Source organism: Massilia sp. GCM10023247 (assembly GCF_042653325.1).
Lineage (GTDB): Bacteria > Pseudomonadota > Gammaproteobacteria > Burkholderiales > Burkholderiaceae_D > Telluria.
Genome location: NZ_JBHSIB010000011.1, coordinates 477531 through 499533, shown reverse-complemented (window position 1 = coordinate 499533; position 22003 = coordinate 477531). Strand labels below are relative to the sequence as shown.

Here is a 22003-nt window from a genome sequence, read left to right as displayed (position 1 = left end):
ACCGCCCTGTGCTATAAAGCCGCCATCGGCAACCATCGCGGCAAGAACGCACCTGCGCCCATGACTGACTTTCCTTCACTGAGCGAACTCGCCTGGAACTACAACAATCGGCTCGAATACCTGGCGGTCGAGATGGTCCAGGAGTTGCAGTGCATGTTCGAGCGCCACGCTCCGTCGACCGCGGACGGGCTCTACCAGGTCATCGATATCGTCTCTTCGGCAAGCCTCAGGCAAGTGCGTCCTGGGCGCGGCTTCTACCTGATCGCCAGCGACCACCTGCCGCCCTGGGAAAGGCGAAACGCCTGTACGCTGACCGTGGCCGGCCTTCCCGTCCTGTATCGGGGGCAGGCCCATCAGGTGCAGGAAAGGCTGATGAGCCATCTGGCCAATCGCCACTATGTGCAGACCAAGACGGACAAGGGACAGGCCTTCTGGGAACGCTGCCTCAAGCTCGACGAGGTCAAAGGCAACAAGGGCGGCATCAACGTCGAGGACCCGCCGTTCGACCGGTCACGCTGGGCCGTGGCGGTCCTGCCGATGCCGAACAGTACGAGCCAGATGCGGGAGCTGGCCGAGTGGGCTTTCGACCGCGTATACGGCAGGCCCGTCGCGTCCAACGAACGCAAGCAGATTCCGCGGCGCGTCGAGGCGGAGATCGAGGCGGCGCAGGCCAGGGCCAGGGCGCTGCAGCTCGTGAGCGACCGGGTGTTCGGCCAGCCCGGGGACGGCGCGCCTGGCCGGACGGCGGGCACCTCGGGCTGACAGCCCCGGCGGTGCGGCCGGCCGTGCTTGTCACACGGCCGCGCTCGCGGCCTCTTCGCGCGCCATCCGGTGCGCCGCCGGATAGGCGCGCCAGGCCGCCACGAAGGCGGCCAGCGCGCCCAGCAGCAGGAACATCGAGATCGCCAGCGCGTAGCGCAGCGAGTCGGCGCCGGCGACCGGCACCAGCCGGTCGCTGAGCCAGCCGATCAGGATCGGGCTGGCACCGCTGCCGATCAGCGAACTGGCGAGCAGCATCATGGCGTTCGCCGTGGCCCTGCGCTGCGGCGCCACCACGAAACTGAGCGCGGCATAGGTGGGCGCGGCCCAGCCGGAGAGCAGCATCGCGTACACCACCACCAGCAGCGTGGCCGCGCCGATGGCGCCGGGCGGCACCATGAAGTAGACCAGGCTGACCGGCAGGCCGCAGGCGAGCGCCATGATCGGCACCCCGATCTGCCAGCGCAGGTCGCGCCGGGCCAGGTAGTCGGTCAGCATGCCCGAGCCCAGCCCGCCCAGCACCGAGCCGATCGCCGCCGTGCTCGAGATGATGCCTGCCTGCCCCAGCGACAAATGGTGGTAGCGCACCAGGTAGGTGAAATTCCAGGCGCCGAAGGCATAGGCCGGCACCAGCACGCAGGCCGCGGCGACGATCAGCGCGCGCGCCACCGGCTGCCCCCATACCTGGCGCAGCGCGCCGGGTGCGCCCAGCGTCGGCGCCGCCGCCTTGAAGACGGGACGCGCCGGCTCGTGCGCGCGCCAGCGAAACAGCAAAGCCAGCAGCAGCGAGGCGATGCCGGCCGTGGCCAGCGCCACGCGCCAGCCATAGCGCGCCGCCAGCCAGCCGCCGCCCACCAGCGCGATCAGCGAGCCGATGGCGGCGCCGAGGCCGAACACGCTCAGCGCGCGCGAGCGTTGCTGGGGCGGGAACAGGTCGGCGATCATCGACATCGAGGCCGGCGCGCTGCCCGCCTCGCTCAGCGCGCCGCCGGTGCGGGTCAGGGCCAGCGTCCAGAAGCCGCCGGCGCAGGCGCCGAGCGCGGCGATCGCCCCGCCCAGGCTGCGGAACAAGGCCACCAGGCTGCGCCGCTCGCCGCGGTCGGCGATGCGCCCGAGCGGAATCCCGACCAGGGCGAAGGTCAGCGCGAAGCCGAAGCCGGACACGATCCCGATCTGCATGTCCGACAGCGCGAACTCGGCCTTGATCGGCTCGATCAGGACCGCGAGCATCTGCCGGTCCATGAAGGACAGAGCCGACATCGCCGTCAGCATCGCCAGTACGTAGCGGGGATTGTGCATGGACTTCTCCGGCAACTTCAAGGAAGGCGCCGGCCGGGGCCGGCGCCGGGGGCGCTGCTAGCGGGTTACAGCGGCGCGGATCGCCTGGCGGAAGGCCTCGTTGTAGGGCGGGAGCATGCCCCACTCGCGGCGCGGATCGTGGCCGCCGGCCTGGTACACGCTGCGCGCATGGCTGAACTCGAGGAAGCCTTCGCGGCCGTGGTAGTGCCCCATGCCGGAGGCGCCGACGCCGCCGAAGGGCGCGTCGTGCAGCGCCGGGTGCATGGTGACGTCGTTGAGCGACACGCCGCCCGAGAGCGTGCGCGCCAGCACCTGCTGCTGCGCCTCCTGGTCGCTGCCGAACCAGTACAGGGCCAGCGGCCGCGGGCCCGCATTCACGGCGTCCAGCGCCTCCTCGAAGCGCTCGTAGGTATTGAGCACCAGGGCCGGGCCGAAGACTTCCTCGGTGGCGAAGGCGCTGCCGGCCGGCGGGTCGATCACCAGGTGCAGCGCCATGCGGCGCCCCTCGGCCACGCCGGCCGTCTCGATGCGTACCCCGCGGGCTCTAGCCTCGTCGATATAGCCCTGCAGGCGCGCGGCATGGCGGTCGTTGACCACCGCGACCACGTCCCCGGCATCCGGGAACAGGCCCTCGTGGCAGGCGCGCGCGGCCGCCACGAAAGCCTCGAGCTTCTCGCGCGGCAGCCAGACGGTGTCCGGCGCCACGCACAGCTGCCCCGCATTGCCGGCCTTGCCGACCACGATGCGCTCGGCCGCGTTGGCGATGTCGGCGCCGGGATCGACCAGCACCGGCGACTTGCCGCCCAGTTCCAGCGTGACCGGCACCAGGTTCGCGGCGGCGGCCGCCATCACCGCCTTGCCGACGGCGGTCGAACCGGTAAATACGAGGTGATTCCAGGGCTCGGCGCTGAACGCGCGCGCCACCTCGGCGTCGCCGTTGACCAGGCCCACCACCTCGGCGTCGAAATACGCCGGCAGCACCGAGGCCAGCAAGGCGGCGGTGCGCGGCGCGATCTCGGACGGTTTCAGGACGGCGCGGTTACCGGCCGCCAGCACGCTCGCCAGCGGCGAAAACAGGGTGTACAGGGGCGCGTTCCAGGTGCCGATGATGCCGACCACGCCTTTCGGCTGGTATTGCACCCAGGCGGTCGCGCCGAAGGCGTCGAAGGGTGCCACGCTCGGGCGCGGGTCGGCCACCATCCACGCTTCCAGGTGGTCGCGCGCATGCTTGAGCGAGGCGAGCGAGCCGAGGATATCGTTCATCATCGAAAACACGGCCGGTCGCCCGCCGAAATCCTCGTCCATCGCCGCGCACAGCGCGTCGTTGTGCTCGACCAGCAGGTCGATCGCCGCCTGCAGGCGCGCCTTGCGCACCTCGGCCGTGACCAGCCCCTCGGCGCGGAAGGCCTTCTGCTGCGCGTCGAGCAGCGCGCGTATCGTTGGGTATCCCATGCATGTCTCCCTTGTTTATTTTTGCGGTCAGGTTCAGCCGACCGGTGCTTCGCAGCCGCCGTCGACGCCGAGGATCTTGCCGGTGACCCAGCGCGCCGCCGGCGAGGCCAGGTAGACCACTGCGGCCGCGATGTCTTCGGTCTCGCCCAGCGAGCCGAGCGGCGTGGCGCGCACCAGGCCGGCCTCGATGTCCGGGGTCAGGTAGGCGGCCAGCGCGTCGGTGCGGATCGCGCCCGGCTCGATGGCGTTGATGCGCAGGTGCGGCGCAAAATCCTGGGCCAGGTTGCGCGTCATCTGGTTCAGCGCCGCCTTGGCCGCGCCGTAGGCGCTGAAATGCTTTTGCGCCAGGCGCGCCGCCATCGACGAGATGTTCACCACGGCGCCGCCGCCGGCCGCGCGCATCGCCGGCGCGGCCTTCTGGATCAGCAGGTAGGCCGGCACCACGTTCCAGGCCAGCACGCCGGCGAAATCGGCGCCGCTCATGCTGCGCGGATCGTTGGGGCCGGCGCCGCCGGCATTGTTGACCAGGATAGTGATCTTGCCCAGTTCGGCGACCGTACGCTGCACCAGGGTGTCGAGCGCGGCGTCCTCGTTGACGTCGCCGGGCACGACGATGGCGCGCCGGCCCAGTGCCCGGATCTCCTGCGCCACCTGTTCCAGGTCGGAGGCGGTGCGCGCCGCCAGCGCCACGTCGGCGCCGGCCTGGGCCAGGGCGATGGCGCAGGCGCGCCCGATGCCCTTGCCGGCCCCGGTCACGACGGCGACCTGCCCCTCGAGTGAAAACAGGCTTGGTACATGTTGCATGACAGCGTCTCCCGGCAGTAGTTGATTTGATCGGATGGCCGCGGCGCGGCCTGTCCCCCATATTGCGCGGCCCGGACCGGGCCGGCATCGTCCGTTTGCATGACGCCGGGCCGCCGGCGCCGGGCGATACTGGCTGCCCCTATGATTGACCCATTTACCCGTTTGACCCATTACTACAAGGAGAGCGACATGCCCGTTACCGCCATCACCGGCTCGGCGTCCGGAATCGGCGCGGCCACCCGCGCCGCACTGCTGGCCGCCGGCCACACCGTGCTGGGAATCGACCTGCGCGACGCCGACATCGTCGCCGACCTGTCGTCCCCCGCCGGTCGCGCCGCGGTCGCCGCGGCGGTGCTCGACCGCTGCGGCGGCGTGCTCGACGGCCTGGTGCTGTGCGCCGGCCTGGGCCCGCAGGCCGAGCCGCCTGCGCGCACCGTCTCGGTAAATTATTTCGGCGTGGTCGACCTGCTCGACGCCCTGCTGCCGGCCCTGCAGCGCGGCCACAACGGCGCCGCCGTGGTGGTGTCCTCGGTGGCCTCGACCCAGCTTGCCTGGGACCGCAATCCGCTGGCCGCGGCCCTGGAACAGGGCGACGAGGCGCTGGCCGGCCAGCTGGCCACGGCCGCCGGCGGCGGCCAGCTGGCGTATGCCGGTTCGAAGAACGCGGTGACGGTGGCGGTACGGCGCCGCGCGGCGGCCTGGGGCGCGGCCGGAGTGCGCCTGAACACGGTGGCGCCGGGCGCGGTCGCTACCCCGCTGCTGCGCGCCGGCATGGACGACCCGCGCTTCGGCCAGGCGATCCGCGATTTCGTCGCCCCGATCGCGCGCCACGCCCAGCCGGAAGAAATCGCGTCCCTGATCGCCTACCTGATGGGTCCGCACGCCGGTTTCATCCATGGCGCCCAGATGGTGATCGACGGCGGGGTCGACGCCCTGATGCGGCCGACCCAGTTCTGAGCCGCGACGGACCGGACCAACAACCAGGATCAAGCGAAATCAGTCCTGGTTGCCGAGCAGCGCCACGCTGTTCAGGAAGATGCGCACCAGCTCGGTCTGGCGGCGCACGCCGGTCTTCGAGAAGATCGAACGCAGGTGGGCGCGCGCCGTGTTGCGGCGGATGCCGAGCACCTCCGATGCCTCGTCGAGCGACAGGCCGTTGGCCAGCTGGATCGCCAGCGCCGTCTCGGCCGGGGTCAGCTGGAACAGCTGCTGGGCCAGGCGCGCCGGCGGGTCCGACTTGCCCTCGGCGTCGCGCATGAACACGACCACGCTCGGTCGGCGCTTGCCGACGGTCCACTCGGTCGAGTCGATCGCCTGCGCCACCACGCCCCAGGCCGCGCGTCCGGATGGGCGGCTCAGCGACATCGCCTCGACCACGCCCATCTTGCCCGGCTCGCGCCGGCTCAGCACGTTCTGGATCATCTGGTACAGCTTGCGGTTCTCGGCCTGGTAGGAAGCGCTCAGCTTTTGCGAGGAAATGCTGACGCCGTCGTTGAGGGCGACGATGGCGCTGGCCATGGTATTGCTTTCCAGGATGACGCAATTCTCGTCGAGCACGAAGACGCCGACCATCAGCTGGCCCATCGCGTGGCGGTACATCGAGTCGACCTGGCGGTCGCGGTGCACGGCCGCATACAGGGTCAGCGCCCGCTGCAGGTGGGGAATCAGGTGCTCGCACAGCTCGCGGTCGGCGCCGGAGAACGGCGCCGCGTCGATCGGGCGCGTGATGCGAAAGCCATAGATGCCGATGCCGGGCAGGTCGACGTCGACCGCCATCACGTGGAACACGCCCTGGGGCTGGCACCACTGGCGGTAGTACTCGGAGGCCTGCCATTCGTCGATCGAGAGCAGGTCGCTGGTGGTGACCACCTTGCCCGGGCGCAGGCAGGAAAACGGGCTGATGGCGCTCAGCGGGTTATGCGAGAGCAGCGGGCGGCGCTCGCCGGAGGCCGAAATCACGTAGCCGAGGTCGGCTCCTGCGGCGCGCCGCACGATCAGCGAGCAGAAATTGCCGCCGAATTCGCGGCGTACGTGCTCCAGGCATTGCGACCAGCGGTCGGCGTCCTGGGCGGTTTCGTAAATGGCCCCCAGCAGGCGGCTGAAACGGTCGAGCGACAAGGGCGCTGCGGCATGCACAGCGTTGGCGGGAGGGGCCGCCTGCGGGGCGGCAATCGTGTCCAGGTCGGTTTCCATCGTGCAATTTAGTATAGCATCGCTTGCCATGTTTTCAAGCACCATGCATACGCCGGTCATGCCAGCTCGAACAGTGCGGCCGCCCCCATGCCGCCGCCGATGCACATGCTGACCACGACGTAGCGCACGCCGCGCCGGCGCCCTTCGAGCAGGGCGTGGCCGACCAGGCGCGCGCCCGACATGCCGAATGGGTGGCCGATGGCGATGGCGCCGCCGTTCACGTTCAATCTGTCGTCCGGTATGCCGAGCGTATCGCGGCTGTACAGCACCTGGCAGGCGAAGGCCTCGTTGATTTCCCACAGGCCGATGTCGGCCACCGTCAAGCCGTGGCGCGCCAGCAGCTTCGGGATCGCCACCACCGGACCGATGCCCATTTCGTCGGCGCGGCAGCCGGCCACGGCCAGGCCGCGGTAGGTGCCGAGCGGGCGCAGGCCGCGCCGCGCCGCTTCCTGCCGGCTCATCAGCACCGAGGCCGAGGCGCCGTCCGACAGCTGCGAGGCATTGCCGGCGGTGATGAACTGCCCTTCCCCGCTCCACTGCCCGCCCTTCCACACCGGTTTCAGCTGGCCCAGGCTTTCGAGCGTGGTACTGGGGCGGTTGCCCTCGTCCTGGGTCAGCCGCACTTCTTCGCTGCCGCTCGGCTGGCCGTCCTTGTCGAACAGCTGGCGCGTGCTCGTCAGGGGCACGATTTCGTCGGCGAACAGGCCGGCCTGCTGGGCCGCGGCGGTGCGCTGCTGGCTGCGCAGGGCATAGGCGTCCTGGTCGGCGCGCGAAATCCCGTAGCGCTGCGACACGATCTCGGCGGTCTCGATCATCTGGATGTAGGCCGTCGGCGCCGCTTCCAGCACGGCCTTCGACTGGGCCCGGTAGCTGTTCTTGTGGGCGTTCTGGACCAGCGAGATCGATTCCAGGCCGCCGCCGACGGCGATGGCGTATTCGCCCGCCATGATGCCCTTGGCCGCGCCGGCGATCGCCATCAGGCCGGAGGCGCACATGCGGTCGATCGCCATGCCGCCCACCGATTCGGGCAGGCCGGCGGTATAGGTGCACAGGCGCCCCAGGTTGTAGCCCTGGGTGCCCTGCTGGGCCGCGATGCCGAGGATCACGTCGTCGACCTCGGCGCCCTCGACTTCGGCCCGCTCGAGGGCGGCGCGGATCACATGGCCGCCCAGCACCGGCGCTTCGGTGTCGTTGAAGGCGCCGCGGTAGGCTTTGCCGATCGGGGTGCGGGCGGTGGAGACGATGACGGCTTCTTGCATGACGGTTACTTTCTATCGAGATGAAGACCAGGCCGCTGCAGGGCTGTACCGGTCCGGCAGCGGCGGATGCGAAAAAGGGGCACTGCTTGCACCTTGACGGTGCGGCGCGACAGGCGACGCCTCATTATTGACAGCGGCGCGCGCGCCGGCATCGTCTTAATGGATGATGCCGGCGCCGCGATTCCGGTGTCTGATGCTCAGCTTTGCGTTTCAGGTTCCATACACCGGCTGGGGCGGACGGGCCTCGGCGACCAGGCGCTCGATCACCGGCGCCAGCTCGGCCGGCTCCCAGCGCGCGCCCTTGTCGCGCACCGTGCCGGTGCGCCAGCCGTCGGCCAGCGACAGTTCGCCGCCCTTGGCTTCGAAGCAGCGCCCGCTCACGGCGCGCGCCTCCAGGCTGCCCAGCCAGACCACCAGCGGCGCCACGTTCATCGGGTCCCAGGCGTCGAAACCGGCTTCCGGCTTTTTCACCAGGTCGGGCATCGCGCTTTCGGTCATCGAGGTGCGCGCGGCCGGGGCCAGGCAATTGACGGTGATGTCGTAGCGCGCCATCTCGGCCGCCTGCACCAGGGTCAGGCCGGCGATGCCGGCTTTCGCGGCGGCGTAGTTCGACTGTCCGATCGAGCCTTGCAGGCCGGCGCCGGAACTGGTGTTGACGATCGCCGCCCGCGGCGCCTGGCCGCGCTTGGAAAGATCGCGCCAGTGGCGCCCGAAGGTGCTGGCCATGCAGAAGTGGCCCTTCAGGTGGACCTTGATCACCGCGTCCCAGTCCTCCTCGGACAGCGACAGGAACATCCGGTCGCGCAGGATGCCGGCGTTGTTGACCAGCACGTGCACGGCCCCGAAGGCGCCCAGGGCAGCGTCCAGGATGCGCCCGGCACCGGCCGTGCTGGTGATGTCGTCGCCGTTGGCCAGCGCGCGCCCGCCGCCGGCGGCGATCTCGTCGGCCACCGCCTGCGCGGCCTCGATGCGCACGTCGTTGACGACGACGCCGGCCCCTTCGGCCGCGAACGCGAGGGCGTAGGCGCGGCCAAGGCCGCCGCCGGCCCCGGTGATGACGACGACGCGCTGATCGCAGATACCCATGTCTACTCCATTATTCAATTTTTGATAGGTGGGCGAGCGGACTTACAGCCGCTCGATGATGGTGACGTTGGCCAGGCCGCCGCCCTCGCACATGGTCTGCAGCCCGTAGCGCCCGCCGCTGCGTTCCAGCTCGTGCAGCAGGGTCGTCATCAGCTTGGCGCCGGACGCGCCCAGCGGATGGCCGAGCGCGATCGCGCCGCCGTTGACGTTGGTGCGCTCGCGCGGGTAGCCGGTCTCCTGCAGCCAGGCCATGACCACCGAGGCAAAGGCTTCGTTGATTTCGACCAGGTCGATGTCTTCCAGGCGCATGTTGCTGCGCTCGAGCGCGCGGCGGGTGGCGGCGATCGGGGCCGTCAGGTGCCAGATCGGGTCGTCGCCCAGCACCGACAGGTGGTGGATGCGGGCGCGCGGGGTCAGGCCGTAGCGCTTCAGGGCCGCTTCCGACACCACCAGCACGGCGGCGGACGCGTCGCAGGTCGAGCTCGACACGGCCGCGGTGATCGCGGGGTAGCTGGGGTCGACCGGCTCCAGGCCGGCCATCTTTTCCAGCGTGCTCTCGCGCGCCGTTTCGTCCATCGCCAGCACGCCCGGCAGCGGCACCACCTCGCGCTCGAAGCGGCCGTCGCGGATCGCCGCCAGGGCGCGGGCATGGCTCTCCAGCGCGTAGCGCTCCATGTCGGCGCGCGAGATGCCCCAGTGGTCGGCGATGCGCTGGGCCGCATAGAACTGGTTCACCGGGGCGTCGCCGAAGCGCCGGCGCCAGCCGCTGCTTTCGGCAAACGGCGTGGTGAAACCGAGCGGCCGGCCGGCCAGCATGGCCGACGAAATCGGAATCCGGGTCATGGTCTGCACGCCGCCGGCCACCACCACGTCCTGGGTCCCGCTCATCACGGCCTGGGCCGCGAAGTGGATCGCCTGCTGCGACGAGCCGCACTGGCGGTCGACCGTGGTGCCGGGCACGTTCAGCGGCAGCCCGGCGGCCAGCCAGGAGGTGCGCGCGATGTTGCCGGCCAGCGCACCGATGGTGTCGACGCAGCCGAAAATGACGTCGTCGTAGTCGGCCGCGGGAATCGCGTTGCGCTCGACGATGGCACGCAGCACGTGGGCGCCGAGGTCGGCGCCGTGGATCTCGGCCAGCGAACCCTTGCGCTTGCCGGTCGGGGAACGCAGGGCGTCGACGATATAGGCTTCAGCCATTCCAGCTCCTCTTCAATTCGAAAAAACGGCGGTCGGCCCGAGCGGCGCGCCGGCACCCAGCAGGGCCTCGGAGACGCGCCCCTTGTGGAAGGCGCGGTCGCCCCAGGCCGCGTCCAGCACCCAGGCGCGCTTCATGAACATCTGGAGGTCGACTTCCCAGGTATAGCCCATCGCGCCGTGGACCTGGATCGCCTTGCGCGCGGCCAGCCAGGCGGCTTCCGCGCAGGCCAGCTTGGCGTGCGAGGTGTGCAGGGCGCGCTGGGCTTCGGCGTGCTCGAGCGCATACACCGCGCGGTACAGCACCGGCTTGGCGAACTCGATCCTGGTCATGACGTCGGCCAGATGGTGCTTGACCGCCTGGAACGACCCGATGGGTTTGCCGAACTGCTTGCGCTGGGCGGCGTAGTCGACCGCCAGGTCGAGCATGCGCTGGGCCAGCCCGATCAACTGGCCGCTGACGTTGAGCGCGCCGCGGTCGAGGGTCTCGGCCCACATCGCCCGGCCCTGCTCGCCGCTTGCGACCAGCGTCGCGGGGCCCGGCTGCCACTCGACCCGCGCCAGGCGGCGCGAAGCGTCGATGCTGTGCAGGGGCGTGAGCACGACCTCCGCGCGGGGCACCGCGTGCACCTCGTCGCCGTGCGCCAGCAGTAGCACGTCGGCCAGCGCGGCGTCGGCAACCCACGGGTTGACCGGATGGCCGACGGCGATCCGGCAGCTGCCGTCCGGAATACGCGCCAGCCACCGGGCGCGCAGCGGGTGGCCCGGCTCGAGCGCGGCCAGCAGGCCGGTGGCGACATAGGCGGTATCGGACATCGAATCGGGGATCGCGTAATAGCCCAGTTCCTGGGTCATCAGGGCCCAGTCGACGTCGCCCAGCCCCATGCCGCCTTCGGCTTCCGGCACCGACAGGCTGAACAGGCCCTGTTCGGTGATCTTGGCGCGCAGCCCGGGCGAGCGCCCGGCATCGGTTTCCCAGATCTCGCGCAGCATCTCGGGCGGCGCCTCGGTCATGAAGAAGCGGCTGATCGAATCGCGGAAGGCGACCTGCTCTTGCGTGAATGTGAAGTTCATGCGACTGTTCTCCGGCTTAGCTCTTGGGCAGGCCAAGCACACGCTCGGCGATGATGTTGCGTTGGATTTCGTTGGTGCCCGCATAGATCGGGCCGGCCTGGGCGAACAGGAAGCCGTCGAGCCAGCCGTCGCCGTCGCTGTCGCTGTCACCGAGGCCCCCGTCCATCAGCTCGGCATTGGCGCCGAGGATGCGCAGCGCGGTCTCGTGCATTTCCAGGTCGAGTTCGGACCAGAAGATCTTGTTGGTGCTCGACTCGGCGCCGATCGCCGCGCCTTCCTGCAGGCGCCCGACCGTGTGGTAGGACGACAGCGCATAGGCCTGGGCGCCCATCCAGGCGCGCATCACGGCGTCGCGGATGGCAGGATCGCGGTCGGCCTGCTCGCGGTGCTTCAGGTAGAGCTGCATCAGCTTGTGCGCCGTGTGCTGGAAGCGCGCCGGCGAGCGCAGCAGCAGGCCGCGCTCGAAGCCGGCCGTGGCCATCGCCACCTGCCAGCCGCTGCCTTCGGCGCCGACCAGGTTCCCGGCCGGCACCCGCACCTCGTCGAAGAAGATCTCGGCGAAGGCCTGGCGCCCGTTCAGGGCCTTGATCGGGCGCACCGTGATCCCGGGCGAATCGAGCGGCACCAGCAGGTAGCTCAGGCCGTGGTGGCGCTGCGATCCGGGTTCGCTGCGGAACAGGCCGAACAGCCAGTTGGCGAACACGGCGCGGGTCGACCAGGTCTTCTGGCCGTTGAGGACGTAGTGGTCGCCGTCGCGCACGGCGCGGCTGCTGATGGCCGCCATGTCGGAGCCGGCATTCGGTTCCGACCAGCCCTGGGCCCACATGTCGTCGCAGCGCGCCATGCGCGGCAGGAAGCGCGCCTTCTGCTCCTCGGTGCCGAATTCCATGATCGTCGGCCCGAGCAGCAGGATGCCGTTCTGGTTGACCCGCATCGGGGCGTCGGCGGCCCAGTACTCTTCCTCGAAGATCAGCCAGTCGATCAGGTCGCAGCCGCGCCCGCCCAGCTCGACCGGCCAGGCGACGCTGCTCCAGCCGGCGTCGGCCAGCTTGGCTTCCCACTGGCGGTGCTGCTCGAAGCCCTCGCGCGACTCGTAGCTGGCGAAGGGCTCGGCCGGCACGTTCGCGCGCAGCCAGGCGCGCACTTCCTGGCGGAAGGCTTGCTGCGCCGGTGTATAGGTCAGATTCATGCTGCCTTCTCCCGATTAAAATGTCGCTGCCCGCTTTTCGACGAAGGCGGCGCGCGCCTCGACCGAATCGGGACTCATGTAGGCCTGCATCGTGAAGCCCTGCTCCCAGCGGTACTTGTCTTCGAGGTTGCCGTCCTCGATGCCGTTCAGGGCTTCCTTGGCGATCCGGATCATGGCCGGGCTCTTGGCGGCGATCTTCGCCGCGATCTCGAGCGCGGTCGAGCGCAGCGCCGCGCGCCGCACCACCCGTTCGACGGCGCCCAGGCGCAGGGCCTCGGCGGCCGGGATCATCTCGCCGGTGAAGAAGGCGTAGCGCGTCTTCTGCAGCCCGAACATGCGCTGCAGGTGGGCCGCGCCGCCCATCGCGCCGCGGTCGACCTCGGGCAGGCCGAAGGAAGCATCCTCGGCCGCGATCACGAAGTCGGCGGCACCGCAGATGCCGATCCCGCCGCCCAGCACGAAGCCGTGTACGGCGGCGATCACCGGCACCTTGTTGCGGTGCACGGCCTTGAAGGTGGCGTAGTTGCCGGCATTGACCGAGACGATCCGGCCCTGCTCGGCGTCGAGCTGCTTGATGTCGACCCCGGCGCAAAAGCCGCGCCCTTCGGCCCGGATCACGATCGCGCGCACGGCGCGGTCCTCGCCGAGCGCGGCGATGCAGGCCGCCAGGGCGTGCCAGCCGTCGTCGTCGAGGGCGTTGACCGGAGGCCGGTCGAGCACGACTTCGGCGACGCCGTTATCGTGGACGCTTGAACTGAATTGTGAAGTCATCGGTCTTCCTTGGTTCCTAATAGGTATTCAGGCGCGCACGCGCGCGGCGGGCGTCGGCGACGATGGCGTCGACCACCTCGCGGCACGACTGCAGCTGGCCGATCAGGGCCGCCACCTGGCCGGCCGACATCACCCCTTCGGCCGGCTTGCCGTCGACCATCGAGCGCTGCAGCAGCACCGGGGCATTCGCCGCCATCACCACCTGGGCCACCGAGGCCGGGTCCTGGCGCAGCGCCTGCAGCAGCACCCGGGCGGCGTGGCCGGCGGTCATCCCGGTATGGGCCTTCCAGGCCAGCGCGCTGCGCAACGCGATCCATACCCGGCGCAGCGGCGCCGCCTTTTCCAGCGCGGCCAGGTACTCGTTGTCGATCATCCGCTGCGGCATGCCGTCGACCAGGTGCGAGACGCGCACCTGGTCGACGTCGCGCACGGCCAGGTAGCGCTCGAGGGTGGCCGGCGGCACGCCGCTGTCGGTGGTCATCAGGAAGCGCGTGCCCATCGCCACGCCCTGGGCGCCGAAGGCCAGCGCGGCAAGCAGGCCGCGGCCGTCGTAGAAGCCGCCGGCCGCCACCACCGGCACCTTGACCGCATCGACCACCTGCGGCAGCAGCACCGTGGTAGGCACCGAGCCGGTGTGGCCGCCGCCCTCGCCGCCCTGGATCGTGATGGCGTTGGCGCCCATCTCGATCGCCTTCTGGGCGTGCTTGAGCGCGCCCACGGTCGGCATGCAGACGATGCCGGCGTCGCGCAGGCGGGCAATGGTCTTCTTGTCGGGACCGCGGCCGTAGCTGACCGCGCGGATCCGGTACTTCACCGCCAGGTCCAGCAATTGCTGGGCGTTCGGCTGGAACATGTGGAAGTTCAGGCCGAAGGGCTTGTCGCCGGTGAGCTGCTTCACGCGCAGGATGTCCGCTTCGATCCGCTCGGCGGGAATCGTCGCTCCGGCCAGGAAGCCGAAGGCGCCGGCGTTGCAGGTGGCGGCCACCAGCTCGGCGCCGGCGACCCAGCCCATCGCGGTCTGCACGATCGGGTAACGGCAGCCGAGCAGCTCGCACAGGGGCGTGCGCAGGCCGGTGTCGAGATCGGCTTCGCTCATGATCCCGCCTTGTTGGCCGCCGCCATCGAGGCCGCGTCGTGGCCGCCCAGGTGTCCCTGGCCGATCACCTGGCCGTGCGCATGCGCCAGCTGGTGGTAGCCGTAGGCCATGTCGATCGTGGCGCGCAGGCCCTGCAGCTCCTCGGCGCGGTTGAGCACCTGCTTGGCCAGCGCCAGCCCGAGGCGCGGCTGGGCCGCGATGCGGGCCGCCAGCGACATGGTCTCGGCTTCGAGCGCCTCGGGCGCGACGATCCGGTTGACCATGCCCATCGCATGGGCGCGCTGGGCCGGCAGCCGCTCGCCGAGGAACAGGAATTCCTTGGCGATGCGCGGATTGAGCTCCTGCGCGTGGGCGAAGTACTCGACCCCGGGTATTCCCATGCGCAGCACCGGGTCCTGGAAGAAGGCGTCCTCGGATGCGACGATCAGGTCGCACACCCAGGCCAGCATCAGGCCGCCGGCGACGCAGGCGCCCTGCACCATCGCGATGGTCGGCTTCGGGATGTCGTGCCAGCGCCGGCACATGCCGACGTAGACTTCCTGCTCGCGCGCGTAATTGAACTCGGCGCCCGGCTTGTTGGCGTGGTCCCACCACAGGTGGGCGCGCTCGAAGGACTTGTTGACGTCGCGCCCGGGCGTGCCGATGTCGTGGCCGGCGCTGAAATGGCGGCCGTTGCCGCGCAGGACGATCACCTTCACCGCATCGTCGTCGACCGCGCGCCGGAAGGCGGCGTCGAGCGCGTAGGTCATCTGCGAGTTCTGCGCGTTGTTGAATTGCGGACGGTTCATCGTGATCGACGCGATGCCGTCGGCGGCCTGGTAGAGCACCGGGGAGTCGGTTTCGTAGACTGCGTCGTCTGGACGCTGGACGAATTCGGTCTTGGGGAGCATGGCGGCGTTCTTCACGATGTTCAGGCGCCCAGGGCGGCGGCGCGCAGGTTGTGCGGGTCGAGCCGCGCCAGCAGGGCCAGTTCGGCCGCCGTCGGCGCCGGCGTCTCGACGATGGGGTCGCCGCTCCAGAGCGGGAAGCCGGTGGCTTCCTCGACCTGCTCCAGGCTGACGCCGGGATGCAGGGAGAGGATGCGGGCCTGGCGCTGCGGCCCGCCGAAGTCGAACACGCACAGGTTGGTGATCACCTGGCGGATGTCGATGTCGTCGAAGCTGTAGCCGCGCGGCAGGCGCGCCGGGTTGTAGCCGATCGAGGCCACCATGTCGACCTCGCCCTCGACGAACACCTTGCGGTTGTGCTGGGGCACGAAGAACGAGTTGGCGTGACAGAAGGAGTTGCCGGGGAAGCCGCGCACGCCCAGCATCTGCACCTTCGGGCGCCGATAATCGTCGCCGATCATCGAGATGTTGGCCTGGCCGTAGCGGTCGACCTGGGTCGGGCCGACCATCGCATGGCGCCGGCCGCTCCAGACGTTGTCGAAGATGCGCGAGAAACCCATCCAGGTTTCGCGCTGCATCCGGTAGTCGCCGCGCGGGCCGACCGGCACCGGTTCGCGCACCAGCCAGGCTTCGGAATCGGTCATCATCAGGTCGGGATTGGTGGTCGACATGCACAGCGAGGCGGCCAGGCGCGGCACGATGCCGATGCCGGTGGCGAGCACCTCGCCGTCGCCGGCCCAGGCACGGGCGGCGGCACAGATGATGCGGTCGATCAGGGAGGTATCGTTCACGAGCAGGTCCTTTCAATACACCGGCAGGGGCAACTTGCGGATCGCTTCGATGCCGCCGACGGCATCGATATAGGCGTCTTCGCCGGCGGCGACATAGCGCTCGGCATAACGGGTCCAGCCGCCCTCTTCGCGGGCGCTGGCGGCGTACAGCTTCAGGTGGGCCATGTCGGGGCCATAGGCCGGCGCGCAGGAGCTCGGGTGGGCGCCGCCCGGCGCGTGCACCACGCCGGTAGTCACCGCGCGCTCCCAGAACACGTAGCGCGCTTCCTCGCCGGCGGCGAACCAGCTGTCGTCGACCAGCTCGTCGCAGGAGACATAGGTACGGCGCGCGGCGCGGGCGAACAGGTCGTCCATGTACAGGTCCGGGCCCTTGACCTGGCACACCCCGCGCGCGCTGGCGCGGTCGACGTGCAGCAGCGCGGCGTCGAGCGGCAGGGCCGGCATCGCCACCCAGTCGCGCCCGTCGTAGGGCGAGCCGATCACCTGGATCTCCGGATTGTGGCGGATCACGTCCGTGCCCAGGCCGATGCGGGTCGGGATGAAGGGCGCGCCCATCGCGGCGGCGCGCAGGCCGAGGAGCAGCATGCCTTCGTCGATCTCGGTGACCTCGAGGGCGCCGGCCTGGCGCGCCTGGCGGAAATACGGCTCGAGCGGGATCGCATCGAGCGACACGAAGGCGAACACCAGTTTCTTGACCTTGCCGGCCGCGCACAGCATGCCGACGTCGGCGCCGCCGTAGGCGACGATGGTGAGGTCCTTCAGCGGCGAGCGCAGGATTGCGCGCACCAGCGCCATCGGCTTGCGGCGCGCGCCCCAGCCGCCGATGCCGATCGTCATGCCGTCGCGCAGCTGCGCCACCACGTCGGCGGCGCTCATTTGCTTGTTCGTCATTGCTGCCCTTTCTGTCCAACCGAAAAATCGTGACCCCACAGGCTGACCTGGGTGAATTCATGGGTGATGTGCTGGGCCCAGTCGACCACCGCGCCGCCGTAGCCGAACTCGACGTCGAAACCGGACGGCGACTTCATGTAGAACGAGGTCACGCGGTCGTTGGTGTGCTGGCCCAGGGTCGAGGATTGCTGCACCCCGCGCGCGGCCATGCGGTCCATCGCGCGGCCGACTTCCGGCATCGATTCGACCTCGACCATCACGTGCACGCATCCGCTCTCGACCGGGTAGCCGGCCAGCGCCAGGCTGTGGTGGCGCCCGTTATTGCAGTGCAAGAAGTAGATCGGCACGCTTGGACCGTCTTCGCCGGCCGGCTGGAAGTTGAACATGTCCGACAGGCCGAAGCCGAGCACGTCGCGGAAGAAGCGCATGGTTTCCTCGAAGCCGGGCGCCGGCAGCACCACGTGGCCCATGCCGATGTCGCCGGTGACGAAGCGCGCCACGCCGACCGGGGAAGCGAAATGGCGGAAGTCCGACTTGTAGCCCCAGACCACCTCGTGGCGGTTGCCGGAAGGGTCGCTGAAGGCGGCCAGCTGCTGCACGCAGCGGCGCTTGCACAGGGCGGCGTCCGCTTCGGTCCAGGCGACGTCCGCCTGGCGCAGGCGCTCGAGCACGCGGGCGAAGGCGTCGCGGTTCGGCACTTCCCAGCCGGTGGCGACATAGGCGTCGCGTTCGCCCTGCTGGACCGCGATGCGGAACTGGCGCTCGTCCATCTTCAGGTACAGGTCGCCGGACGGAGCGGTCGATGCCATCATGCCGAGCACGTTTTCGGCATAGTCCTGCCATTTGCCCAGGTCGGTGGTCTCGGCGACGATATACGACAGGGCGCTAATTTCGGTCATGTGCATCACTCCTTCGATTGCGGGGAACATGCATCGATTATGGTTGCGCCCCCCTGCCCGATCATCGTCCAATAAGACTAGCGAAAACGGCGCGCTGCGCCCGGTCGGCGGGAGCGGCGTAGCGGGCGCCCGGCAGCGCCGGCGCGCGCCCGGCCGGGGCGGCATGGCAGGCGGCGAGCAGGCGCTCGAAGGCGCGCGTGCTGCGTTCGAGCGCGTCGTCCGCGCCCAGCAGGCGCGCATGGTGCTGCAGCACCAGCACCAGGCCGGTCATGTCGCAGGCCAGCTGCGCGACGTCGGTGGCCGGACCGAGCTGGCCGGCATCGATCGCGTAACGGATGCAGGTTTCCAGGGCGCGGCGCCACTCCAGCGCGTTGGCCAGCACGGCATCGCGCAGCACCCCGGGCTGGTCGGCGAATTCGGCGGCGCAGTCGAGGTAAAGGCAGCCCTGGGCGCCGGCCAGCCGCGCCCAGAAACCGAACATGGCGCGCAGGCGCGGCAGGCCCGCCGGGGTGGCGTTGGCGGGGTCGACCACGTGCCGGCGGAAGCGGGCGCGGTAGGCGGCCAGCACGTCGAGCTGCAGCGCCTCGATCGAGCCGACCCGCGCAAAGACGCCGGTCTTGCTCATCCGCATCTCGTCGGCGACCGTGCCCAGGGTAAGCGCGCCCAGGCCGCCGGCGCTGGCCATGCGCAGCGCGCATTCGACGATGGCCTTGTGGGTCTGCGCGGCCTTGCCGGCGGCCCCCGCCACGGGGCGGCGCCGCGCCGTGTCGGGCCGATGGCTTGTGCGCTCGATATCGGTGTTCGGTTTCATGATGGATGCGCCTCCCTATCCCGGCAGTCCGGTGCTAGCGCACAGGTTGGCGGACTCGGCCGAGCAGCACATACCCCACGCGGACTAAACGCGCGGCGGGCGGGCCGGGCCGCTGGTGGAGCGATGGGAGAAGGAGAAAGATGGCGGCGCGGCGGCCGGTTGTGGGCTGTAAAGCTTGGCGCCGCCCGCCGCGCCTGCGCGTGCTGGTCAGCGGTCGAAGGCCTGGGCGATCCGCTCCGGCCCGGCTTTTGCCGGGGTCGAGTGGTGAGGCTGGTTGTAGCTGAGATTGGCAGGCTGCTGGACCGGGTCATACGACCAGGCGGTCCAGCCGACGAAGCCGACAACGGCTGCGAGCAGGGAGTAGAAACGAAACGCCGACATGATATTCCCCTTTCCAGGAAGTTCACCAGACAGGGTTTCAAGCTACGCCTGCCGCATGGGCGTGGAATCGTCCGTATGGACGATTCCGCGCCCTTGGGCAGGCGTGCTGCGCTGCAGCAGGCGCATCGGGGGAAGCAGGCGCGCCGTCACGAGCTGGTGCAGGGCGCGCTGGCGGGAAGACAATCCTTCACAAGGACCGCCATTCGGGTGTAGCGTAGGCGCTATCCCTGTTGCATATCTTGTAGACCAAAGGAGGCGAACATGGCACTGAACCTCACGGCGCGGCTCTTGATGTCGCTTATCTTCATCCTCTCCGGTTGGAGCAAGCTGGTCGGCTACAGCGCTACCGCAGGGTATTTCGCGTCGATGGGCATACCCTCGCCGGCGCTGGTGACCCCGCTCGTCATCCTGATCGAGCTGGGCGGCGGCCTGGCCCTGCTGTTCGGATTCAAGGCACGCTGGGCGGCAGGTGTCCTCGCGCTGTTCAGCGTCGCGTCGGCGTTCGTGGCGCACACGAATTTCGCCGACGCAAACCAGATGAACAACTTCCTGAAAAACCTGGCGATGGCAGGCGGCTACCTGCTGTTCGTCCGGTACGGCGCCGGTGCGCCTTCGTTCGACACCCGGCCGGAATCGCTGGCCGGCGCGCGCAAGGGTTTTTAGCCAGCTCGGCGAGGCCGGGCGGTAACGGCCGGTGCGGCCGCCGCCAGGTCAGGCCGGTTCGGGAACGACCGCCGTGACTTCGATCTCGACCTTCGCGCGGTCCTCGACCAGGCCGGCCACCTGCACCGTGCTCATGGCCGGGAAGTGGCGGCCGATCAGGTCGCGGTAGGCCGCGCCGATCTGCGGATAGGCGCCCACGTACTCCTTCTTGTCGAGCACGTACCAGGTCATGCGCACGATGTGCTCGGGCCTGGCGCCGCCCTCGTGCAGCACCGCCACGATGTTCTCCAGCGCCTGGCGCACCTGGCCGGCCAGGTCGTCGGTGTGGAACACGCCGTCGCGGTCCCAGCCGACCATGCCGCTGACGAAGATCATCCGGCCCGAACAAGCGACGCCGTTCGAGTAGCCGCGCGGCCGTGGCCAGCCTTCCGGTTGCAGAAATTCCATGTGATTGCCTTTCCTTGATTAGCTTGTTCGGGCGGCCGCTTCGGCCAGCAGTTCGCGCGCGATGATCAGCTGCTGCACTTCGGTGGCGCCTTCGTAGATGCGCAGCGAGCGGATTTCGCGGTACAGGCGCTCGACCGGCTGTTCGCTCACGACCCCGAGGCCGCCGAACATCTGGACCGCGGCGTCGATCACCTGCTGCGCCGTTTCGGTGGCGGTCAGCTTGGCCATCGCCGCCTCCTTCGTCACGCGCCGGCCCTGGTCGCGCTGCCAGGCGGCGCGGTAAGTCAGGAGCGCGGCGGCATCGATGCCGGTCGCCATCTGGGCCAGCTTGGCCTGGGTCAGCTGGAAGTCGGCCAGGGTCTTGCCGAACATCTTTCTCGCGGTGGCGCGCGCCAGCGCCTCGTCCAGGGCGCGCCGCGCAAAGCCCAGCGCGGCCGCGGCCACCGAGGTGCGGAAGATGTCGAGCGTCGCCATCGCCACCTTGAAGCCCTGCCCGGCCGCGCCCAGGCGCTTCGAGACGGGCACCCGGCAATGGGTGAAGCGCAGGCGCGCCAGCGGGTGCGGCGCGATCACGTCGATCCGTTCGGCGATCTCGAAGCCCGGCAGGCCGGCGTCGACGATGAAGGCGGAGATGCCGCGCGCGCCCGGCGCTTCGCCGGTGCGCGCGAAGACCACGTACATGTCGGCGATGCCGCCGTTCGAGATCCAGGTCTTCTCGCCGTCGAGCACGTAGTGGTCGCCGTCCAGGGTGGCCGCGCAGGCCATGGCCGCGACGTCGGAACCGGCATCGGGCTCGGACAGGGCAAAGGCGGCGATCGCCTCGCCGCGCCCGACCCGCGCCAGGTAGTCGCGCTTGTTCTCCTCGCTGCCAAACAGGGTGATGGCGCCGCTGCCCAGGCCCTGCATGGCAAAGGCGAAGTCGGCCAGGCCCGAATGGCGCGCCAGGGTTTCGCGGATCAGGCAGACGGCGCGCGTGTCGATCGCCTCACCGGCGGCGCCGTAGGCGGTGCCGCCGATCGCGTGCTTGAGCCAGCCGGCGTCGCCGAGCTGTTTCACGAGGGCACGGCAGGCGGCGTCGACGTCGTGCCCGTGCTGCTGGGGAATGTGCTGCGCGGCCCAGGCGTCGAGCGCCTGCGCCAGTTCGCGGTGGCGGCCTTCGAGGAAAGGCCAGTTCAGGTAATCGAGGTCGGCCATGGCGTCAGTCTCCTTCGAATTGCGGTTTTTCCTTGGCCACGAACGCGTGGTAGGCGCGATGGAAATCGTTGGTCGCCATGCAGATCGCCTGGGCCTGGGCTTCGGCCTCGATGGCTTCGTCGACGCCCATGTTCCACTCCTGCTGCAGCATCTTCTTGGTCATGCCGTGGGCAAAAGTCGGCCCGGCGGCCAGCGCGGAGGCGAAGCCTTGCGCCTCGGCCAGCACGCTCTCCGGCGCGCACAGGCGGTTGAAGAAGCCCCAGCGTTCGGCTTCCTCGCCGCCCAGGCTGCGCCCGGTGTAGAGCAGCTCGGCCGCGCGGCCCTGGCCGATCACGCGCGGCAGCAGCGCGCAGGCGCCCATGTCGCAGCCGGCGAGACCGACCCGGGTGAACAGGAAAGCGGTCTTGCTGCGCGCGGTGCCGTAGCGGATGTCCGAGGCCAACGCCAGGATCGCGCCGGCGCCGGCGCAGATGCCGTCGATGGCCGCCACCACCGGCTGCGGGCAGGCGCGCATGGCTTTCACCAGGTCGCCCGTCATGCGGGTAAAGGCCAGCAGGCCCGGCATGTCGAGCCTGGTCAGCGGGCCGATGATGTCGTGCACGTCGCCGCCCGAGCAGAAGTTCTCGCCGGCGCCGGTGACGACGATCGCCTTGACCGCGTCGGCGTAGGCCAGCGTGCGGAACAGGTCGCGCAGCTCGGCGTAGGAATCGAAGGTGAGCGGGTTCTTGCGCTCGGGGCGGTCGAGCGTGATCGTGGCCACGCCTTGGTCGAGGGCGAACTGGAAGTGCTGCGGCCGGTATTGGGCCAGGTCGGCGCGGTTGCCAGGCAGCTGGTGCGGTTCGCCTGTGAGGTAACGCATGGGT

At 69.9% G+C, this 22003-nt stretch carries 23 protein-coding genes; 3 read left to right on the top strand and 20 right to left on the bottom strand.

Annotated elements, in window-relative coordinates; all coding sequences use genetic code 11:
- Positions 1 to 60 precede the first annotated feature (60 nt).
- Positions 61 to 762 (top strand): hypothetical protein, encoded by a 702-nt coding sequence (locus ACFPAH_RS12590; RefSeq protein WP_379745547.1) that lies wholly within the window; start codon positions 61 to 63, stop codon positions 760 to 762.
- A 30-nt stretch (positions 763 to 792) separates the two neighbouring features.
- On the opposite strand, the gene ACFPAH_RS12585 is transcribed toward ACFPAH_RS12590, so the two are convergent.
- From ACFPAH_RS12585 to ACFPAH_RS12575, 3 genes are read right to left on the bottom strand one after another with little or no spacing between them, the layout of a single operon-like run.
- On the bottom strand, positions 793 to 2058 hold the full coding sequence (locus ACFPAH_RS12585) for a spinster family MFS transporter (protein WP_379745544.1): 1266 nt from the start codon (positions 2056 to 2058) through the stop codon (positions 793 to 795).
- 57 nt (positions 2059 to 2115) lie between these two features.
- Positions 2116 to 3510, bottom strand: coding sequence for an aldehyde dehydrogenase family protein (locus tag ACFPAH_RS12580; protein WP_379745541.1), 1395 nt, complete (start codon positions 3508 to 3510; stop codon positions 2116 to 2118).
- Positions 3511 to 3543: 33 nt separating this feature from the next.
- Entirely contained in the window at positions 3544 to 4314 is a 771-nt protein-coding gene (locus ACFPAH_RS12575) for an SDR family NAD(P)-dependent oxidoreductase (protein ID WP_379745538.1), read from the bottom strand.
- 189 nt (positions 4315 to 4503) lie between these two features.
- Here ACFPAH_RS12575 and ACFPAH_RS12570 point away from each other — a divergent pair, with 189 nt between their 5' ends.
- Positions 4504 to 5271 carry an SDR family oxidoreductase gene (locus tag ACFPAH_RS12570; RefSeq protein ID WP_379746015.1) on the top strand — a complete coding sequence of 256 codons (768 nt, stop codon included), beginning with the start codon at positions 4504 to 4506 and terminating at the stop codon, positions 5269 to 5271.
- A gap of 39 nt (positions 5272 to 5310) precedes the next feature.
- Here the strand turns inward: ACFPAH_RS12570 and ACFPAH_RS12565 are convergent, their stop codons facing one another.
- From ACFPAH_RS12565 to ACFPAH_RS12500, 14 genes are all read right to left on the bottom strand, one after another.
- Entirely contained in the window at positions 5311 to 6507 is a 1197-nt protein-coding gene (locus tag ACFPAH_RS12565; RefSeq protein WP_379745535.1) for a helix-turn-helix transcriptional regulator, read from the bottom strand.
- Positions 6508 to 6563: 56 nt separating this feature from the next.
- On the bottom strand, positions 6564 to 7766 hold the full coding sequence (locus ACFPAH_RS12560) for an acetyl-CoA C-acyltransferase (protein WP_379745532.1): 1203 nt from the start codon (positions 7764 to 7766) through the stop codon (positions 6564 to 6566).
- 210 nt (positions 7767 to 7976) lie between these two features.
- Complete coding sequence (locus ACFPAH_RS12555) at positions 7977 to 8852, bottom strand: SDR family oxidoreductase (RefSeq protein ID WP_379745529.1); 876 nt, start codon at positions 8850 to 8852, stop codon at positions 7977 to 7979.
- Positions 8853 to 8894: 42 nt separating this feature from the next.
- Positions 8895 to 10049: an acetyl-CoA C-acetyltransferase gene (locus ACFPAH_RS12550; RefSeq protein ID WP_379745526.1), complete on the bottom strand. Its 1155-nt coding sequence runs from the start codon at positions 10047 to 10049 to the stop codon at positions 8895 to 8897.
- 12 nt (positions 10050 to 10061) lie between these two features.
- Entirely contained in the window at positions 10062 to 11120 is a 1059-nt protein-coding gene (locus ACFPAH_RS12545) for an acyl-CoA dehydrogenase family protein (RefSeq protein ID WP_379745523.1), read from the bottom strand.
- Between the two features lie 16 nt (positions 11121 to 11136).
- Complete coding sequence (locus ACFPAH_RS12540; RefSeq protein WP_379745520.1) at positions 11137 to 12309, bottom strand: acyl-CoA dehydrogenase family protein; 1173 nt, start codon at positions 12307 to 12309, stop codon at positions 11137 to 11139.
- 15 nt (positions 12310 to 12324) lie between these two features.
- Positions 12325 to 13080, bottom strand: a complete 756-nt coding sequence (locus ACFPAH_RS12535; protein WP_379745517.1) for an enoyl-CoA hydratase family protein — start codon at positions 13078 to 13080, stop codon at positions 12325 to 12327.
- Between the two features lie 16 nt (positions 13081 to 13096).
- Positions 13097 to 14176, bottom strand: a complete 1080-nt coding sequence (locus tag ACFPAH_RS12530) for an NAD(P)H-dependent flavin oxidoreductase (protein ID WP_379745515.1) — start codon at positions 14174 to 14176, stop codon at positions 13097 to 13099.
- The gene (locus ACFPAH_RS12525) at positions 14173 to 15066 is read right to left on the bottom strand and encodes an enoyl-CoA hydratase (RefSeq protein ID WP_379745512.1); all 894 of its coding nucleotides are present in this window, start codon (positions 15064 to 15066) and stop codon (positions 14173 to 14175) included. Before ACFPAH_RS12525 ends, ACFPAH_RS12530 begins: the two co-directional genes overlap by 4 nt.
- Before the next feature lie 20 nt (positions 15067 to 15086).
- Positions 15087 to 15860: a CoA-transferase subunit beta gene (locus tag ACFPAH_RS12520; protein WP_379746012.1), complete on the bottom strand. Its 774-nt coding sequence runs from the start codon at positions 15858 to 15860 to the stop codon at positions 15087 to 15089.
- 6 nt (positions 15861 to 15866) lie between these two features.
- Positions 15867 to 16745, bottom strand: coding sequence for a CoA transferase subunit A (locus ACFPAH_RS12515; RefSeq protein WP_379745509.1), 879 nt, complete (start codon positions 16743 to 16745; stop codon positions 15867 to 15869).
- A complete protein-coding gene (locus ACFPAH_RS12510) occupies positions 16742 to 17644 on the bottom strand; it encodes a VOC family protein (RefSeq protein ID WP_379745506.1) in 903 nt (300 codons plus the stop codon). Before ACFPAH_RS12510 ends, ACFPAH_RS12515 begins: the two co-directional genes overlap by 4 nt.
- A 61-nt stretch (positions 17645 to 17705) precedes the next feature.
- A complete protein-coding gene (locus ACFPAH_RS12505) occupies positions 17706 to 18455 on the bottom strand; it encodes a TetR/AcrR family transcriptional regulator (protein ID WP_379745504.1) in 750 nt (249 codons plus the stop codon).
- Between the two features lie 207 nt (positions 18456 to 18662).
- Positions 18663 to 18836, bottom strand: a complete 174-nt coding sequence (locus ACFPAH_RS12500; protein ID WP_379745501.1) for a hypothetical protein — start codon at positions 18834 to 18836, stop codon at positions 18663 to 18665.
- Between the two features lie 261 nt (positions 18837 to 19097).
- On the opposite strand from ACFPAH_RS12500, the gene ACFPAH_RS12495 reads away from it, so the two are divergent.
- On the top strand, positions 19098 to 19499 hold the full coding sequence (locus ACFPAH_RS12495) for a DoxX family protein (RefSeq protein WP_379745499.1): 402 nt from the start codon (positions 19098 to 19100) through the stop codon (positions 19497 to 19499).
- Between the two features lie 48 nt (positions 19500 to 19547).
- Here ACFPAH_RS12495 and ACFPAH_RS12490 read toward each other — a convergent pair whose 3' ends face one another.
- Genes ACFPAH_RS12490 through ACFPAH_RS12480 form a run of 3 tightly spaced genes read right to left on the bottom strand, consistent with a single transcriptional unit; the run spans position 19548 to position 21999 of the window.
- The gene (locus ACFPAH_RS12490; protein ID WP_379745496.1) at positions 19548 to 19946 is read right to left on the bottom strand and encodes a RidA family protein; all 399 of its coding nucleotides are present in this window, start codon (positions 19944 to 19946) and stop codon (positions 19548 to 19550) included.
- Between the two features lie 18 nt (positions 19947 to 19964).
- Positions 19965 to 21140, bottom strand: coding sequence for an acyl-CoA dehydrogenase family protein (locus tag ACFPAH_RS12485; RefSeq protein ID WP_379745493.1), 1176 nt, complete (start codon positions 21138 to 21140; stop codon positions 19965 to 19967).
- A 4-nt stretch (positions 21141 to 21144) separates the two neighbouring features.
- On the bottom strand, positions 21145 to 21999 hold the full coding sequence (locus ACFPAH_RS12480; RefSeq protein WP_379745490.1) for an enoyl-CoA hydratase family protein: 855 nt from the start codon (positions 21997 to 21999) through the stop codon (positions 21145 to 21147).
- Between the last annotated feature and the right edge of the window lie 4 nt (positions 22000 to 22003).

Excerpts from the sequence above, each read along its gene's own strand:
- ACFPAH_RS12590 (WP_379745547.1), top strand. The coding sequence starts at position 61 with ATGACTGACTTTCCTTCACTGAGCGAACTCGCCTGGAACTACAACAAT.
- ACFPAH_RS12585 (WP_379745544.1), bottom strand. The coding sequence starts at position 2,058 with ATGCACAATCCCCGCTACGTACTGGCGATGCTGACGGCGATGTCGGCT.
- ACFPAH_RS12580 (WP_379745541.1), bottom strand. The coding sequence starts at position 3,510 with ATGGGATACCCAACGATACGCGCGCTGCTCGACGCGCAGCAGAAGGCC.
- ACFPAH_RS12575 (WP_379745538.1), bottom strand. The coding sequence starts at position 4,314 with ATGCAACATGTACCAAGCCTGTTTTCACTCGAGGGGCAGGTCGCCGTC.
- ACFPAH_RS12570 (WP_379746015.1), top strand. The coding sequence starts at position 4,504 with ATGCCCGTTACCGCCATCACCGGCTCGGCGTCCGGAATCGGCGCGGCC.
- ACFPAH_RS12565 (WP_379745535.1), bottom strand. The coding sequence starts at position 6,507 with ATGGAAACCGACCTGGACACGATTGCCGCCCCGCAGGCGGCCCCTCCC.
- ACFPAH_RS12560 (WP_379745532.1), bottom strand. The coding sequence starts at position 7,766 with ATGCAAGAAGCCGTCATCGTCTCCACCGCCCGCACCCCGATCGGCAAA.
- ACFPAH_RS12555 (WP_379745529.1), bottom strand. The coding sequence starts at position 8,852 with ATGGGTATCTGCGATCAGCGCGTCGTCGTCATCACCGGGGCCGGCGGC.
- ACFPAH_RS12550 (WP_379745526.1), bottom strand. The coding sequence starts at position 10,049 with ATGGCTGAAGCCTATATCGTCGACGCCCTGCGTTCCCCGACCGGCAAG.
- ACFPAH_RS12545 (WP_379745523.1), bottom strand. The coding sequence starts at position 11,120 with ATGAACTTCACATTCACGCAAGAGCAGGTCGCCTTCCGCGATTCGATC.
- ACFPAH_RS12540 (WP_379745520.1), bottom strand. The coding sequence starts at position 12,309 with ATGAATCTGACCTATACACCGGCGCAGCAAGCCTTCCGCCAGGAAGTG.
- ACFPAH_RS12535 (WP_379745517.1), bottom strand. The coding sequence starts at position 13,080 with ATGACTTCACAATTCAGTTCAAGCGTCCACGATAACGGCGTCGCCGAA.
- ACFPAH_RS12530 (WP_379745515.1), bottom strand. The coding sequence starts at position 14,176 with ATGAGCGAAGCCGATCTCGACACCGGCCTGCGCACGCCCCTGTGCGAG.
- ACFPAH_RS12525 (WP_379745512.1), bottom strand. The coding sequence starts at position 15,066 with ATGCTCCCCAAGACCGAATTCGTCCAGCGTCCAGACGACGCAGTCTAC.
- ACFPAH_RS12515 (WP_379745509.1), bottom strand. The coding sequence starts at position 16,745 with ATGACGAACAAGCAAATGAGCGCCGCCGACGTGGTGGCGCAGCTGCGC.
- ACFPAH_RS12510 (WP_379745506.1), bottom strand. The coding sequence starts at position 17,644 with ATGACCGAAATTAGCGCCCTGTCGTATATCGTCGCCGAGACCACCGAC.
- ACFPAH_RS12505 (WP_379745504.1), bottom strand. The coding sequence starts at position 18,455 with ATGAAACCGAACACCGATATCGAGCGCACAAGCCATCGGCCCGACACG.
- ACFPAH_RS12500 (WP_379745501.1), bottom strand. The coding sequence starts at position 18,836 with ATGTCGGCGTTTCGTTTCTACTCCCTGCTCGCAGCCGTTGTCGGCTTC.
- ACFPAH_RS12495 (WP_379745499.1), top strand. The coding sequence starts at position 19,098 with ATGGCACTGAACCTCACGGCGCGGCTCTTGATGTCGCTTATCTTCATC.
- ACFPAH_RS12490 (WP_379745496.1), bottom strand. The coding sequence starts at position 19,946 with ATGGAATTTCTGCAACCGGAAGGCTGGCCACGGCCGCGCGGCTACTCG.
- ACFPAH_RS12485 (WP_379745493.1), bottom strand. The coding sequence starts at position 21,140 with ATGGCCGACCTCGATTACCTGAACTGGCCTTTCCTCGAAGGCCGCCAC.
- ACFPAH_RS12480 (WP_379745490.1), bottom strand. The coding sequence starts at position 21,999 with ATGCGTTACCTCACAGGCGAACCGCACCAGCTGCCTGGCAACCGCGCC.